The sequence below is a fragment of the Pseudomonas oryzihabitans NBRC 102199 genome, from assembly GCF_000730625.1.
Classification (GTDB): domain Bacteria; phylum Pseudomonadota; class Gammaproteobacteria; order Pseudomonadales; family Pseudomonadaceae; genus Chryseomonas; species Chryseomonas oryzihabitans.
This window is the reverse complement of the sequence record NZ_BBIT01000009.1, coordinates 468,844-484,249: the sequence shown is the minus strand read 5'-3', so window position 1 is coordinate 484,249 and position 15,406 is coordinate 468,844. Positions and strand designations below refer to the sequence as shown.

Sequence of the window (15,406 nt, the reverse complement as noted above, 5' to 3'; positions counted from 1 at the left end):
GTCAGTCCTTGCGCCGGCCGGACAGCATGCGGAAGCGATTGCGGTTGAGCAGCACGTAGCCGGTCAGCTGCAAGCCTGCCGCGAACAGCAGGCTGCGCATGGCGCCGGGTTCGGAGGGACGCGGACCCTGGTAGAGGCCATAGAGGGCGAAGGCCACGCCCAGCAGGCCGAGGATGAAGAAGACCAGGCCGATCTTGGTCAGGCGGGGGAGGGTGCGCAGATTCATGGCTATGTCGTCACAGGCAAAGGCCGCCACGCTAACCGCCCGGACCGGGCTTGTCGAGCCGATAGGCAGCCGCAGCGGACTGGTCTAACGTGGCCTGATGGCCCCTGGCAAGCGGGAGAGAGCCCATGTTCAGCCATGTACAGGTAGGCGCGCGTGATCTGGAGCGCCTGATCGATTTTTACGACGGCGTGTTGCACGAGCTCGGTCTGGTGCGGATGCCGGCCGAAGACGATGGTGGCCCGCCCGGGTGTGGCTGGCAGCGGCCAGGGCGAGCGTGGCCGCAATTCTATGTACAGCTGCCCTTCAATGGCCTGCCGGCCTCCTGGGGCAATGGCGTCCAGGTGAGCTTCGCCGCGCCTTCGCCGGCGGCCGTCGAGGCGGCCTGGCACCGCGCCCTGCAACTGGGCGGCAATGACGAGGGCGCTCCCGGCATCCGGCCGGACTATGGCGCGGACTTCTACGCCGCCTACTGCCGGGATCCGGAAGGCAACAAGCTGTGCTTCGTGCATGCCGAGGGACTCGCCGCCGCCTGCGACTAGCGTGTGGCCCGGCAATCCGGCGGCCGGCGATCCGGCGGCCCGGCGCTCCGGTATTCCGGCGCTCAGACGTTGGCCGCCAGGGCGACCGCATCGGTACGGGCGGCCATGATGAAGTCGTTGCGGTGTAGGCCGCCGATGTTGTGGGTCCACCAGCTCACCGTCACCGCGCCCCATTCGGTGAGCAGGGCCGGGTGGTGATCCTCGTCCTGCGCCTCGCGGCCGACGCGGTTGGTGAAGTCCAGCGCTTCCAGAAAGTTGCCGAAGGCATAGCGGCGTTCCAGCCGTGGAATTCCTTCGCGCTCGGCCAGCGTCCACCCCGGGACGGCCTTGAGCAATTCGTTGCTGGCGGCCTCGCTCAGGGCAGGCTCGCTGGAGCGGCAGGGGACGCAATGGGAGTGGGCGAGATCGGCCATGGGGCGCTCCTTGGGGAAAGAAAGTCACGAAAGGGCAGGGTAACAGACCCGCCGGTCAGCTCCCGGCGTCCCGTCCGACCATGGTCGAATGGTCCGAAACCAGTGCGCGCCGTACAACGGAACACAACAAGAACAACAGTTTCCCGCCGAGGAGATCGTCCCATGAGTGCCGCTTTCTACCCGGTCCGCGCGGAAGTCGCTTCCCAGACCCTGACCGATGAAGTCACCTATCGCCGGCTGTACCAGCAGTCCATCCTCAACCCCGATGGCTTCTGGCGCGAGCAGGCCCAGCGCCTGGACTGGATCAAGCCCTTCAGCCGGGTCAAGCAGACCTCCTTCGACGATCATCGCGTCGACATCCAGTGGTTCGCCGATGGCACCCTGAACGCCTCCTACAACTGCCTGGATCGCCACCTGGAAACCCGCGGCGACCAGACCGCCATCATCTGGGAAGGCGACGATCCGGCCGACAGCCGCCACATCACCTACCGCGAGCTGCATCGCGAGGTCTGCCAGCTGGCCAACGCCCTGCGCGGCCAGGACATCCACCGCGGCGACGTGGTGACCATCTACATGCCGATGATCCCCGAGGCCGTGGTGGCCATGCTGGCCTGCGCCCGCATCGGCGCGGTGCACTCGGTGGTGTTCGGCGGCTTCTCTCCCGAATCCCTGGCCGGCCGCATCAGCGACTGCCAGTCCAAGCTGGTGATCACCGCCGACGAAGGCGTGCGCGGCGGCCGCAAGATCCCGCTCAAGGCCAACGTCGACGAGGCCCTGACCAATCCGGCCACCTATTCGGTGCGCAAGGTGATCGTCTGCAAGCGCACCGGCGCCGACATCGCCTGGCATCGTCACCGCGACGTCTGGTACGAGGACATCACCTCGGTGGCCCCGGAACACTGCGAGCCCAAGGAGATGTCCGCCGAGGCGCCGCTGTTCATCCTCTATACCTCCGGTTCCACCGGCAAGCCTAAGGGCATCCTGCACACCACCGGCGGCTACCTGACCTATGCCGCCCTGACCCACGAGCGGGTCTTCGACTATCGTCCCGGCGAGGTCTACTGGTGCACCGCCGACGTCGGCTGGATCACCGGTCACAGCTACATCGTCTATGGCCCCCTGGCCAATGGCGCCACCACCCTGCTGTTCGAGGGCGTGCCCAACTACCCGGACGTCACCCGCATGGGCCAGGTGGTGGACAAGCACCAGGTCAACGTCCTCTACACCGCGCCCACCGCCATCCGCGCCATGATGGCCCAGGGCGACGCGGCCATGCGCGGCGTCGATGGCAGCAGCCTGCGCCTGCTCGGTTCGGTGGGCGAGCCGATCAACCCCGAGGCCTGGCACTGGTACTACAAGACCGTGGGCCAGGAGCGCTGCCCCATCGTCGACACCTGGTGGCAGACCGAGACCGGCGGCATCCTCATCAGCCCGCTGCCCGGCGCCATCGGCCAGAAACCCGGTTCGGCGACCCGTCCGTTCTTTGGCATCCAGCCGGCGCTGGTGGACAACGAAGGCAACCTGCTCGACGGCGCCGTGGAAGGCAACCTGGAGATCCTCGATTCCTGGCCGGGCCAGTCGCGCTCCATCTATGGCGACCACGACCGCTTCGTCGACACCTATTTCAAGACCTTCAAGGGCATGTACTTCACCGGTGACGGCGCCCGCCGCGACGAAGACGGCTACTACTGGATCACCGGGCGCGTCGACGACGTGCTCAACGTCTCCGGCCACCGCATGGGCACCGCCGAGATCGAGAGCGCCCTGGTGGCCCATCCCAAGGTGGCCGAGGCCGCGGTGGTGGGCATGCCCCACGACCTCAAGGGCCAGGGCATCTATGTCTACGTGACCCTCAATCAGGGCGAGGAGGGCAACGAAGCTCTCCGCCAGGAGCTCAAGCAGTGGGTGCGCAAGGAGATCGGCCCGATCGCCACGCCCGATGTCATCCAGTGGGCGCCGGGGCTGCCCAAGACCCGCTCCGGCAAGATCATGCGGCGTATCCTGCGCAAGATCGCCGTGGGTGAATACGACGCCCTTGGCGACATCTCCACCCTGGCCGATCCGGGCGTGGTGCAGCATCTGGTCGGCACCCACCAGCAGATGAGCCAGGCCGTCGCCTGATTCGACGGCTTCGCCAACCGCCCGCTATCGTCCCGGTAGCGGGCGGTTTGTTTTTGGCGGTCCTGTAAGGAGTTGTCGCCAGGGTAAAAGCCCTGGCCGTTGCGCTGGCGCTAGAATCGCGCCAACCGGCGGACCGGAGGGCACACCGGTCCGCTACCCCGGGCAAAGGCCGGGACAGGGGCAGCGCTCCGGCGTACCATGCGTGCCACCCCACAAGGGTTTCATGGCGCGCGGGCCCCGGATCGGTCGCCCCCGCCGCTCTCGACAGGAAGCCAGACGTTAGATGACCATCCGCATCGCCTTTCTGCTGTGGCCCGACGTTCGTCCGCTGACCGTGGGCCTGGTCGAGGAAGCGCTGGAACTCGCCGCTCGCCATTCGAGCGATACACCCTACGAGGTGCGCTTTCTGCAGGCCGGCAGCGAGTTGCAGCCGCGCCTGCCGGGTGGCCACTGGGAAGGGCAGCTGGAACGCCTGGATCGCCTCTTCGTGCTGGCCGACGAACCCTCGCCCGCGCTGCCGCCGCCCCTGGCCGCGGCCCTGCGCCAGACCGCCCGGGCCGGGGTGGTGATGGGAGGCTTTTCCGCCGGGGTGCACATCCTCGCCCAGCTCGGTCTGCTCGACGGGCATCGCGCCGCCGTGCACTGGCGCTGGCTGGAGGAATTCAGCGAGCAGTTTCCCAAGGTCATCGCCACCCACCACCTCTACGAGTGGGACCGCGATCGCCTGACCGCCTGCGGCGGCCTGGCCATCCTCGATCTGCTGCTGGCCATGATCGGCCGTGACCGCGACGCCGAACAGGCGGGCACCATCGCCGAGGAGCTGATCGTCGAGCGGCTGCGCGAAGGCAGCGAGCGGCAGCGCATTCCGCTGAAGAATCGCCTGGGGTCGAGTCATCCCAAGCTGACCCAGGCGGTGATGCTGATGGAGGCCAATATCGAAGAGCCCCTCACCACCGACGAGATCGCCCAGCACGTCTGCGTCTCCCGCCGGCAACTGGAGCGGATCTTCAAGCAGTACCTGGCGCGGGTGCCCAGCCAGTACTACCTGGAGCTACGGCTGAATCGGGCACGCAAGATGCTCACCCAGACCAGCAAATCGATCATCCAGATCGGCCTGTCCTGCGGCTTCTCGTCGGGGCCGCACTTCTCCAGCGCCTATCGCAACTTCTTTGGCGTCACTCCTCGCGACGACCGCAACCAGCGACGCGGTGCGGCGGGCGAGGGCAGCATGGTGGCCGAGCGCTAGGCGCCCGGCGCACCCCTTCAGCTCAACGGCTCCGCCACCCCTTCGTCCAGCCAGGCGCCCAGCCGATCGGCCGGTAGCGGCGCGCCGCAGTGGAAGCCCTGGATCTCGTCCGCCGGCAGGTGCTGCAGCTGGCGCAGGTGCTCGGCGTCTTCCACGCCCTTGAGGGTCACCCTCAGCCCCAGCGAGCGGCCGAGATCGATCATGGCCCGCACCAGGGCGCTGTCTTCCGGCGCTTGCCGGTGCCGCGCGATCAGGCTGCGGTCGAGGCGGATGCCGTCCAGCGGATAGCGGCGCAGGTAGGCCAGGGAGCACAGGCCGGAACCGAAGTCGTCCAGGCACAGGCGCACGCCCAGGCCCTTGAGCGCGCCCAGGGTGTTGGCCACATCGGCCGCGGGATCCAGCAGGGTTCGCTCGGTGAGTTCCAGCTCCAGGCGCGAGGCCGCCAGGCCGCTCTGGTAGAGCGCCTCGGCCACGGTCTGCACCGGATCTTCGTTGGCGTGGAATTGCTGCGGCGACAGATTGACCGACACCGAGAGGCGTTCCGGCCAGCCCTGGGCGTCGTGGCAGGCGGTCTCCAGCACCCAGCGCCCCAGGCGCTGCCCGAGGCCGGCGTCTTCGGCCAGGGCCAGGAAATCCAGCGGCTCCAGCAGGCCCTGGGTCGGGTGCTCCCAGCGCACCAGCGCCTCGAAGCCGCACAGGCTGCCATCGGCCAGGCAACGGCGTGGCTGGTAGTAGAGACTGAGCCGATCATCGCGCAGGGCCTGGCGCAGATCCTGTTCCAGCTGCCGGCGCAGGAGCACCTGCTCGTTCATGGCCGGTTCGTGGAAGCGCCAGGTGCCGCGGCCAGCGGCCTTGGCCTGGTACAGGGCGATGTCGGCCAGGCGCAGCAATTCCGCCGGGATGCCGGTATCCCGCGGCGCCAGGGCCACGCCCAGGCTGCTGCCGATGAAGACCCGCTGCTCGCCGAGGCGGAAGGGTTGGCGCAACTGCTCCACCAGGCGCCGACAGAGGTCGGCGATGGCAGCGGGGTCGCGATCGCCGCTGAGCACCACGCAGAATTCGTCGCCGCCCAGGCGCGCCACCAGGTCGGTGGCGGTCACGTTCTGCCGCAGGCGCTGCGCCGCTTCCTGCAGGACCTGATCGCCGGCGGCATGGCCGAGGGCGTCGTTGACCGTCTTGAATCTATCCAGGTCCAGGCTGATCAGCGCCAGGGGGCGGGGCTCCGGGCCTTCCAGATGGGTGGCGAGAAACTGGTGCAGGCGATGGCGATTGGGCAGGCCGGTCAGGGGATCGTGCCAGGACAGGTGCTGGACCTGGGCCAGGGCCTCGATCTCGTCGGTGAGATCGGTGACGGTGCCGCGATAGCCGCCTTCGGGAATGGCCCGGGCGGCCACCCGGCAGGTGCGTTCGCGCCCGTTGCCGTCCAGGTAGTGGCAGACCAGCGGCTGTCGTGGCTTGCGGTCGTGGGCCTGGCCGGCGAGCCAGTGCGCCAGGGTGTCGGCATGGGGGGTGAGCAATTCGGCGAGCGGCCGGCCGAGCCAGCGCTCGGTGGCTTCCCCGGTGACCTCGGCGAAGCGATCCGAGACATAGACCAGGCGCAGCGTGGCGTCGACCTCCCACAGCCAGTCCGAAGTGGCCTCGGCGATGTCGCGGAAGCGCCGCTCGCCGATGGCCAGTTCGCTGCGGCTGGCCAGCAGGTCATCGTACTGGGCATCCAGCTGGCGCATCGAGATCAGCGCCTGGCGAAACAGCCAGATCAGCCCCAGCAGCAGGATCAGCACCCCACCGCCGAACAGCGGCAGGGTCTGTTGCATCAGCCATAGCCCCGGACGCGGTGGGCGCCAGATCAGCTGATAGCTGGAACCCGGCAGTTGCCAGCTGGCGCGGCTGCCGGCGCCGTTGGCGCTGATGCTCAGCGGCGGCAGGTTGTTGGCTTCGCTCAGGGCCGCCAGCCGCGCCGGACTGAGCACATTGACGAAGACCAGTACCGAGGCCGGCGCGTCCTGGGGGCGAACGCCGGCCTGGTCGCCCGGGGTGATGGCGGCGGCGGCCACCAGCGCCGGCATCCCGGCCACGGTCAGCACGCCGGACACGCTGCCGGCGCGGGCGTCGGCGCTGCGCGCCGCGGCCAGCAGGCCGGCGATGTCGCCCTGCAGCCAAGGGGCAGCGGGATCGGCGAGCTGGCCGTCGAGCAGGCGATAGCGGGGCCGATCCTGACCGTCGAACACCAGCACTCCCTCGTAGCCATAGACCTGGAACAGGGACTCGCCCAGATTGCCCTGTTCGAAGGCCCAGTCGCTGTCCAGTGTCTGGTGCAGGCGGCGATAGGCTTCGTCCCATTTGCTGTAGTCGATCAGGTTGCGGGCGACCTCTTCGTCGAGGCGCGTGAAGGTGCGGCCAACGGCGCGCTCGGTATGCTGGGCGACGGTGGCATCCTGGCGCACGGCATTGTCGACCAGCAGATAGCAACCCAGGCCGATGAGACCCAGGAGCAGCACGCAGAGCGCGGGGAACAGCCGCAGGAGAACGGTATGGCCCCGTCGGCGCGGAGGCGCGCTACGAGACGCTGGGAATGTTGGCATGCCTGGACCCTGGCTGGATGAGCGTTCCTGTGCCTTCGCCTGGTGGAACCCGGAAGTGACCAAGCGAAGCGGATGAAACCTTGCCGTCGCTAGACTAGCCCCTTGGGGCGCGCGACGCTAAACGTAAAGCGGGAGATGCCAAGGGGATCGCGCTAAGCATCGCGCGAACGCCCGAGTTAGGTGGGATTGCCGGCTCCGCCATAGAAGGCGCAGCCCTGCCAGGTCTGGCCATTGATGCGCAGTTCGGCCTGGAGCGACTGCACGGTGCCGGTGCGACCGTCCACGCAGCGCCGCGGATTGATCCACAGCTCGACCTTCTCGCCATTGGCTTCGCTGGACAGGGCACGCATGCCGCCCGGCAATTCTTCCTGCACGAAGGGCAGGGCGCGGCGCTGCTGGCCGGCGGTGCTGACCAGCATGCCCTGGTTGCTGACCTGGACGCTCCAGTCCGGTCCATGGCCACCGGCGTTCATGGCGGTGCGCTTGAAGTTGGGATCGCTGCAACCCGGTCCGCTGTATTGCACGCGGTAGACATCGGTGACGGCGAACACGCCCTGGGCACCATCGCGGCCGCCGGACTTGAGCTTGCCGCGCAGGTCGGCGAACAGCGAAGCGGCGCCGCTGTCGGCGGCCAGTTCGTGGGCATCGCGCAGGATGGCGGTGTTGTTGGCGTCGGTGACGTCGAAGAAACGCTGTTCCTGGCAGGGGCGGAACAGCAGCTGGTCACCGCTCCAGCGCAGATCGCCCTGCAGGCGCTCGCCGCCCGGTGCACGCGGGGTGTCGTCGCTCTGGAACAGGCTGCAGCCGCCGAGGAGGCCGAGCAGGGCTAGGGGAAAGATGGCACGCGGCGCTGGCATCGCAGGACTCCGACTGAGGTGGGCACACGTTACTCAGACAGCGCCGCGAGCTCAAGGACTTACCAGACGCGATACGTCTTGCCGGTTTCTCGTCCTTCCACACTGCGTTCGTAGGCCAGCGCGGCCTCGGCGCCGCTGACCGCCTTGAAACCGCGGAAGAAATCACCGTAGTGGCCCAGGGACTCCTGCAGCACCGTCGGGCTGACCGCGTTGAGGCGCTGACCGTGGGGCAACTCGATGGCCGCACCGCGCACGAAGCCTTCCAGCGCCGCGTTGACCATGGCCGCCGAGCTGCCCTGGGCGATGGGCTGTTCGCTGAGGATGCCGGTGGTCAGGGTAAAGGAGGCGCCCTCGGCGGCCTGCTGCTGGCCGAGCAGCACCAGATTGACCTGGCCCATGAGCTTGTCCTGCAGGCCTTTCTGGTACGCCTCGGGCGTCATCTCGGTGAAGGGGGCGAAGGTCACCGAACCCACCGCGCTGACCAGGGCGTCGAAACGACCCACCTGGGCGAAGAGGGCACGGATGGACTCGGGTTGGGTGATGTCGACCTGCAGGTCGCCGGATCGGCGGCCGACGCGGATCAGGTCATGGCGGCTGCCCAGGCGTTGGGCGATGGCGCTGCCCAGGGTCCCGCTGGCACCGACGAGGATGATTTTCATGGGGTGGCTCCGTGAAGGGAAAGGAGTCCTCAGCCTAGAATGGCCCATTGCCCGGATAAATCGCCTGAATGGCAATCCAGTGTTTCCAGGGGGAAACGATGCAGGACGACTTCGCCGATCTCGCTGCCTTCGCCATCCTCTGTGACAGCGGCAGCTTCACCCGCGCGGCCGAGCGCCTGGGCTGCAGCAAGGGCCAGCTGTCCAAGCGCATCCGGGCGCTGGAGACACGGCTGGAGACCCAGCTGCTGCACCGCACCACCCGACGCCTCGATCCCACCCCCGCCGGTCGTGCCCTGCTGCCGGAGGCCCAGGCCCTGGTGCGCCAGCGCGAGCGGGCCCTGCAGAGCGTGGCCCGGCTGCAGGAGCAAGCCGTCGGCCCGGTGCGCCTGACCGTGCCGGTGTCCCTGGGCTACACCTTTTTCGAGGTGCTGCTGGCCTGTCGCGCCGCCCATCCCGCCATCCAGCTGGACCTGGTGCTGGACAACGGCTACCGCGACCTGGTGGCCGAGGGCTTCGACCTGGCGATCCGCGCCCGGCTGGAGCCGGACGAACGCCTGGTCGCCCGCCCGCTGTTCGCCATGCAGGAGGTGACCTGCGCGGCACCCGCCTATCTGGCCGGGGTCGAGGTTCCCCGGGTGCCCGAGGACCTGCTCGGCCATCGCTGCCTGGTGAACAGTCACTATGCCGAGGGCGACGTCTGGCTCTATCACCGCGAGCATCAGCTCAGCCGTGTCCAGGTGGAGCCCAGTCTTTCCTGCAACCACTACAGCCTGCTCAAGCAGGCCGCCCTGGCCGGGCAGGGCATCGCCCGGCTGCCGTCATTCATGGTGCACGAAGAGTTGGCCAGCGGCGCCCTGGTCTGGCTGCTCCGGGAATGGCGCACCCCCAGCCAGCCGCTGTTTCTGGTGCATCCCTACCAGGGCGGGTTGCCGAAGCGCACCAGAGTGGTGGCGGAAGCCCTGAGCGACTGGTTCGAGCGCAGTCGGCAGCGGTTGGAGGCGTTGGGGTAGCGAGGTTGATGGAGCTCAACGCCTGCGCGGAAAGCCCCCTCTCCCTGCGGGAGGGGGCTGGGGTGAGGGCGCGCTTCGCTGTGAAGCCCCAGTGGAAAAGGCTGCGCCGTTTTCCACGCTACGGTGCTATTGGGCTTCGACGATGGACCCGTCTCAACCCAACCTACGCATTGAAAGCCCCCTCTCCCTGCGGGAGAGGGTTGGGGTGAGGGCGCGCTTCGCTGCGAAACCCTCAGTGGAAAAGGCTGCGCCGTTTTCCACGCTACGGTGCTGTTGGGCTTCGCTGCGCCGAGGTTGAAGCGTGTCGGGCAGCGACGGCATGCTCAACCGCCCAGATAGGCCTTGCGCACGTCCGGGTTGGCCAGCAATTCGGCGCCGCTGTCCTGCATGACGATGCGGCCGTTCTCCAGCACATAGCCGCGGTCGGCCAGCTTGAGCGCCTGGTTGGCGTTCTGCTCGACCAGGAACACCGTCACCCCATCCTGGCGCAGTTGCTCGATGATCTCGAAGATCTGCTGGATGATGATGGGCGCCAGGCCCAGGGAGGGCTCGTCGAGCAGCAGCAGGCGCGGCTCGCTCATCATCGCCCGGCCGATGGCGAGCATCTGCTGCTCGCCGCCGGACATGGTGCCGGCGCGCTGGGCATAGCGCTCCTTGAGGCGCGGGAAGAGGCCGAGGACCTTCTCCAGCTGGCGGTCATAGGCGTGCTTGTCGGTAAAGAAGCCGCCCATGGCCAGGTTCTCTTCCACGGTCAGGCGGGCGAACACCCGGCGGCCTTCCGGCACCACGGCGATGCCCTTGCGCATGATCTGCGCGGTTTCCTGGCCGACCAGTTCCTCGCCTTCGTAGCGGATGCTGCCGCCATGGGCGCGCGGGGTACCGCAGAGGGTCATCAGCAGGGTGGACTTGCCGGCGCCGTTGGCGCCGATCAGGGTGACGATCTCGCCCCGGTTCACCTGCACGCTGACGCCATGCAGCGCCTGGATCTTGCCGTAGAAGGTGGAGACGTTGTCGAACTGCAGCATGGAGGTCTCCATCAGGATTCGCCCAGGTAGGCCTTGATCACGTCGGGGTTGTTGCGGATCTGCTCCGGCGTCCCGTCGGCCAGGGGGGTACCCTGGTTGATCACCACGATGTGGTCGGAAATGCTCATTACCAGGTGCATGTCGTGCTCGATCAAGAGCACGGTGACGCCGTGCTCGGCGCGCAGCAGGGTGATGAGCGCCTTGAGGTCCTCGGTCTCGCGCGGGTTGAGGCCGGCGGCCGGCTCGTCGAGCATGAGGATCTGCGGGCGGGTCATCATGCAGCGGGCGATTTCCAGGCGGCGCTGCTGACCGTAGGCGAGGTTGCCGGCGTTACGGTTGGCGAACTCGGTGAGGTTGACCTGCTCCAGCCAGAAGCGCGCGTAGTCCATGGCCTCGGCTTCGCTCTTGCGAAAGGCCGGGGTCTTGAATAGCCCGGCCAGGAAGCCGGTGTTGAGGTGGCGATGCTGGGCCACCAGCAGGTTTTCCACCGCGGTCATTTCCTTGAACAGGCGGACGTTCTGGAAGGTGCGCACCACGCCCTTGCGGGCGATCTTGTGCCCGGGCAGACCCTGGATGGCCTCGCCGCGCAGGAGGATCTCGCCGCCGCTGGGCCGGTAGAAGCCGGTCAGGCAGTTGAACACCGTGGTCTTGCCGGCGCCGTTGGGACCGATCAGCGAGACCACCTGGCCCTGTTCCACGCGGATGTTGACGCCGTTGACGGCCAGCAGGCCGCCGAACCTCATGGACAGGCCGGAGACATCGAGAAGGGCTTGGCTCATTTGCGCAACTCCAGGTGCGGGCGTTGCATCGGGAGCAGGCCTTGCGGACGCCAGATCATCATCACGACCATCAGCAGGCCGAACATCAACATGCGGTATTCGCTGAATTCGCGCATCAGCTCCGGCAAGAGGATCATCACGATGGCCGCGAGGATCACGCCAAGCTGGGACCCCATGCCGCCCAGCACCACGATGGCCAGGATGATGGCCGATTCGATGAAGGTGAAGGATTCCGGCGACACCAGGCCCTGGCGGGCGGCGAAGAAGCTGCCGGCGAACCCGGCGAAGCAGGCGCCCAGGGTAAAGGCCGAGAGCTTGATCAGCGTGGGATTCAGACCCAGGGCGCGGCAGGCGATCTCGTCTTCGCGCAGGGCTTCCCAGGCGCGACCGATGGGCATGCGCAGGAGGCGATTGATCACGAACAGGGTCAGCAGCACCAGCAGCAGGGCGATCAGGTAGAGGAAGATCACCTTGTATTCGGAGTTGTAGGGGATGCCGAAGTACTCGTGGAAGGGCGTCATGCCCTCGGGTGCCCGGCGTTCGAAGGTCAGGCCGAACAGGGTTGGCTTGTCGATGCCGCTGATGCCGTTGGGACCGCCGGTCCATTCGGTGAGGTTGCGCAAGAGGATGCGGATGATCTCGCCGAAGCCCAGGGTGACGATGGCCAGGTAGTCGCCGCGCAGGCGCAGCACCGGGAAGCCGAGCAGGAAGCCGAACAGCGCCGCCATCAGTCCCGCCAGTGGCAGGCAGACCCAGAAGCCCAGGCCATAGTAGTGGGAGAGCATGGCGTAGGTGTAGGCGCCGACGGCATAGAAGCCGACGTAGCCCAGGTCGAGCAGACCGGCCAGGCCCACCACGATGTTCAGGCCGAGGCCGAGCATCACGTAGATGAGGATCAGGGTGGCGATGTCCACCGCGCCGCGCGAGCCATAGAAGGGCCACACCAGGGCGACCAGCACCAGGCCCAGGATCACCCAGCGCTGGGTCTTGGGTTCGGTCAGCTTGGTGCCCAGGCCGGTGGCCGGCAACGGCAGGCCGCCGCTGCGGCGCCAGCCGGCGGTGACCTGGTCACGCACCAGTTGCCAGACGAACATCAGCACCGCGGCCAGGGCCACGATCCAGAGGGTGCGCGGCGTGGCGCCGTGCACTTCGAGGTTGACGCCCACCGTCTCCAGCTTGAGGCCGAGGATGGGATAGGCGACGGCCAGCACCAGCAGGGCGCTGAAGAAGGCGGTTCGCAGACGGGCACTCATACCTTTTCCACCTCCGGGCGACCGAGGATGCCGGTGGGGCGGAACAGCAGCACCAGCACCAGCAGGCTGAAGGCCACCACGTCCTTGTACTGGTCACCGAAGACGTCGGCGCCAAAGGCCTCGGCCACGCCCAGCACCAGGCCGCCGAGCATGGCGCCGGGGATGCTGCCGATGCCGCCGAGCACGGCGGCGGTAAAGGCCTTGATGCCGGCCAGGAAGCCCAGGCTCGGGTTGATCACGCCGTACTGGATGCCCAGCAGCACCGCGGCCACGGCGGCCAGGGTGGCGCCGATGACAAAGGTCAGGGCGATGATGCCGTTGGTGTTGATGCCCAGCAGGTTGGCCATCTTGATGTCCTCGGCGCAGGCGCGGCAGGCGCGGCCCAGGCGGGAGCGGGAGATGAACCAGGTCAGGCCGAACATGGTGAGCAGGGTGACGATGAAGATCAGCACCTGCACATAGGAGATCACCACGCCGTTCATGGCGTCGGTGCCGATGATGAAGTTGCCCGGCAGCAGGTTGGGGATCGACTTGTCCTTGGAGTCCTGGGCCAGCAGCACCCAGTTCTGCAGGAAGATCGACATGCCGATCGCCGAGATCAGCGGGATCAGCCGGTTACCGCCGCGCAGGGGGCGATAGGCGATGCGTTCGATGCTGTAGCCGTAGGCACTGGCGATGATGATGCTGGCGCCGAAGGCGGCGAGCATGACGATGGGCAGGCTGTGGATGCCCAGCATGGCGAGGCCGGCGATGGCGATGAAGGCCACGTAGGAGCCGATCATGTACACCTCGCCATGGGCGAAGTTGATCATGCCGATGATGCCGTAGACCATGGTGTAGCCGATGGCGATCAGGGCATAGGTGCTGCCGACCGTGAGGCCGTTCACCAGCTGTTGCAGGTAGTGGTAGAACTCGGGCATGGGTGTCTCCAGGGGACCCAAAGTGCACTTCTGGTGCAGGTCCCAGGCCTCGGATGGAGGCGGATAAACGAAGCCCACCGCCGTTGGCGGTGGGCTCCGGTGTTACAGGCAGGGCTTACTTGGCTTCAGTCTTGGTGCCGTCGGCATGCCATTCGTAGACCACGAACTCGAAGTTCTTCAGGTCGCCTTTTTCGTCGAACGCCAGCTCGCCGGTGGGGGTGTTGAAGGTATTGCTGCGCAGCGCCTTGGCCACGTCCTCGGGCTTCTCGTCGCCCGCCTTGGCAATGCCTTCGGCGATGACCTGCACGGCGGCGTAGGAGGGGAACACGAAGGGACCGCTCGGATCCTGCTTCTTGTCCTTGAACGCCTGCACCAGGGCCTGGTTCTTGGGATCCTGGTCGAAGGAGCGCGGCAGGGTGACCAGCAGGCCTTCGGAGGCCTTGCCGGCGATGGCGGAGATGGAGCTGTTGCCCACGCCTTCCGGACCCATGAACTTGGCGGTCAGGCCCTTCTCGGCCGCCTGACGCAGGATCAGGCCCAGCTCGGGGTGGTAGCCGCCGTAGTAGACGAAGTCGACGTTGGCCTGCTTGAGCTTGGCGATCAGCGAGGAGAAGTCCTTGTCGCCGGAGTTGATGCCCTCGAACACGGCGACCTTGACGCCGGCCTTGTCCAGGGTCTGCTTGACCGCGGTGGCGATGCCTTCGCCGTACTGCTGCTTGTCGTGGATGACCGCGACGATCTTCGGCTTGACGTGCTCGACGATGAACTTGCCGGCGGTCGGGCCCTGCATGTTGTCCAGGCCGATGGTGCGGAAGATCAGCTTGTAGCCACGGTTGGTGATGTCGGGGCTGGTGGCCGCAGGGGTCACCATCAGGATGCCTTCGTCCTCATAGATGTCGGAGGCAGGCTGGGTGGAGCTGGAGCAGAGGTGGCCGACGACGAACTTGACGCCATCGTTGACGATCTTGTTGGCAACCGCCACGGCCTGCTTGGGATCGCAGGCGTCGTCGTAGATCACGCCTTCGAGCTGCTTGCCCTTGACGCCGCCGGCCTTGTTGATCTGCTCGATGGCCATCTGGGCACCAATGAACTCCATGTCACCGTACTGGGCGACCGGACCGGTCTTGGGGCCGGCCAGGCCGATCTTCAGGGTGTCGGCTGCCAGGGTGTGGCTGGCCATGCCGGCCAGGGCCAGGGCCGCGACCAAGCGGGAGAAACGCAGAGTTGCCTTTTTCATGAGTGCTCCACTCGGAATGCTTTTATTAATGAGGCAGTTGGAAGCGAAAATGTGCCGATTTTGTTCTTTATGACGCGCCGCGCAGTTTAATCACCGTCTGTTCGTCTTGGAAAGCTGGCGACGACAACTTGTCGGACTTGTCGACCGTGCGTCCGGGCGCTCGGCAAGCGGGGAGGGCGACGGTAGAATCCGCCCTTTTCGCGAGGCCCGCACCATGACCGATCACGCAACGCGCTACGCCACCCTGCTCGGGCAGACCGCCGCCATCGGCTGGGAAGAATTGCAACCGCATTTTGCGCGGGGCGTGCTGCTGGAAGTGGCCCCCGAGCTGGACCTGATCGAGGCGGCCATCGCCGTGACCCAGGACGATGCCGCCCGGGTGGGTCTGTGGCTGCAGCAGGGTCAGCTGGCCAAGGTCGACGAAGAGCGCGCGCGGCGCCGGCTGGAGGCGCCCGAGGTGGCGCTGTGGGCGGTGGTGGTGGCGCCCTGGGTGCTGATGCAGGAGCGTCCGGCCGAGCGCTGAAACGCAAAGGCCCGCG

At 67.2% G+C, this 15,406-nt stretch carries 15 protein-coding genes; 5 read left to right on the top strand and 10 right to left on the bottom strand.

The annotated features are described in order from the left end of the window. Nucleotide 1 precedes the first annotated feature (1 nt). Nucleotides 2–226 (bottom strand): hypothetical protein, encoded by a 225-nt coding sequence (locus tag POR01S_RS12585; protein ID WP_007159583.1) that lies wholly within the window; start codon nt 224–226, stop codon nt 2–4. A gap of 125 nt (nt 227–351) precedes the next feature. Between POR01S_RS12585 and POR01S_RS12580 the strand changes: the two genes are divergently transcribed. After that, entirely contained in the window at nt 352–765 is a 414-nt protein-coding gene (locus tag POR01S_RS12580; protein WP_027597131.1) for a VOC family protein, read from the top strand. Nucleotides 766–827: 62 nt separating this feature from the next. Here the strand turns inward: POR01S_RS12580 and POR01S_RS12575 are convergent, their stop codons facing one another. Beyond that, a complete protein-coding gene (locus tag POR01S_RS12575; RefSeq protein WP_042136134.1) occupies nt 828–1,178 on the bottom strand; it encodes a 4a-hydroxytetrahydrobiopterin dehydratase in 351 nt (116 codons plus the stop codon). 162 nt (nt 1,179–1,340) lie between these two features. On the opposite strand from POR01S_RS12575, the gene acs reads away from it, so the two are divergent. Then, nucleotides 1,341–3,299 carry an acetate--CoA ligase gene (gene acs, locus POR01S_RS12570; RefSeq protein WP_042136132.1) on the top strand — a complete coding sequence of 653 codons (1,959 nt, stop codon included), beginning with the start codon at nt 1,341–1,343 and terminating at the stop codon, nt 3,297–3,299. A gap of 283 nt (nt 3,300–3,582) precedes the next feature. After that, nucleotides 3,583–4,545: a GlxA family transcriptional regulator gene (locus tag POR01S_RS12565; protein ID WP_007159579.1), complete on the top strand. Its 963-nt coding sequence runs from the start codon at nt 3,583–3,585 to the stop codon at nt 4,543–4,545. Nucleotides 4,546–4,562: 17 nt separating this feature from the next. Here the strand turns inward: POR01S_RS12565 and POR01S_RS12560 are convergent, their stop codons facing one another. From POR01S_RS12560 to POR01S_RS12550, 3 genes are all read right to left on the bottom strand, one after another. Continuing rightward, complete coding sequence (locus tag POR01S_RS12560; RefSeq protein WP_081875207.1) at nt 4,563–7,043, bottom strand: bifunctional diguanylate cyclase/phosphodiesterase; 2,481 nt, start codon at nt 7,041–7,043, stop codon at nt 4,563–4,565. Between the two features lie 260 nt (nt 7,044–7,303). Continuing rightward, nucleotides 7,304–7,984: a membrane protein gene (locus POR01S_RS12555; protein WP_027602537.1), complete on the bottom strand. Its 681-nt coding sequence runs from the start codon at nt 7,982–7,984 to the stop codon at nt 7,304–7,306. A 59-nt stretch (nt 7,985–8,043) separates the two neighbouring features. Beyond that, on the bottom strand, nt 8,044–8,643 hold the full coding sequence (locus tag POR01S_RS12550) for a short chain dehydrogenase (RefSeq protein ID WP_042136128.1): 600 nt from the start codon (nt 8,641–8,643) through the stop codon (nt 8,044–8,046). Between the two features lie 98 nt (nt 8,644–8,741). Here POR01S_RS12550 and POR01S_RS12545 point away from each other — a divergent pair, with 98 nt between their 5' ends. Beyond that, a complete protein-coding gene (locus tag POR01S_RS12545) occupies nt 8,742–9,653 on the top strand; it encodes a LysR family transcriptional regulator (RefSeq protein WP_042136126.1) in 912 nt (303 codons plus the stop codon). A 323-nt stretch (nt 9,654–9,976) separates the two neighbouring features. Here the strand turns inward: POR01S_RS12545 and POR01S_RS12540 are convergent, their stop codons facing one another. From POR01S_RS12540 to POR01S_RS12520, 5 genes are all read right to left on the bottom strand, one after another. Further along, complete coding sequence (locus POR01S_RS12540) at nt 9,977–10,678, bottom strand: ABC transporter ATP-binding protein (protein ID WP_007159574.1); 702 nt, start codon at nt 10,676–10,678, stop codon at nt 9,977–9,979. Nucleotides 10,679–10,689: 11 nt separating this feature from the next. Further along, on the bottom strand, nt 10,690–11,457 hold the full coding sequence (gene livG, locus POR01S_RS12535) for a high-affinity branched-chain amino acid ABC transporter ATP-binding protein LivG (protein ID WP_042136123.1): 768 nt from the start codon (nt 11,455–11,457) through the stop codon (nt 10,690–10,692). Continuing rightward, nucleotides 11,454–12,710 (bottom strand): high-affinity branched-chain amino acid ABC transporter permease LivM, encoded by a 1,257-nt coding sequence (locus tag POR01S_RS12530; protein ID WP_007159572.1) that lies wholly within the window; start codon nt 12,708–12,710, stop codon nt 11,454–11,456. Before POR01S_RS12530 ends, livG begins: the two co-directional genes overlap by 4 nt. Then, entirely contained in the window at nt 12,707–13,630 is a 924-nt protein-coding gene (gene livH / locus POR01S_RS12525) for a high-affinity branched-chain amino acid ABC transporter permease LivH (protein ID WP_007159571.1), read from the bottom strand. The genes POR01S_RS12530 and livH overlap by 4 nt, the downstream gene beginning before the upstream one ends. 115 nt (nt 13,631–13,745) lie before the next feature. After that, nucleotides 13,746–14,867, bottom strand: a complete 1,122-nt coding sequence (locus tag POR01S_RS12520; RefSeq protein ID WP_007159570.1) for a branched-chain amino acid ABC transporter substrate-binding protein — start codon at nt 14,865–14,867, stop codon at nt 13,746–13,748. 214 nt (nt 14,868–15,081) lie between these two features. Between POR01S_RS12520 and POR01S_RS12515 the strand changes: the two genes are divergently transcribed. Next, nucleotides 15,082–15,390, top strand: a complete 309-nt coding sequence (locus tag POR01S_RS12515) for a DUF2288 domain-containing protein (protein ID WP_042136121.1) — start codon at nt 15,082–15,084, stop codon at nt 15,388–15,390. Nucleotides 15,391–15,406: the final 16 nt, after the last annotated feature.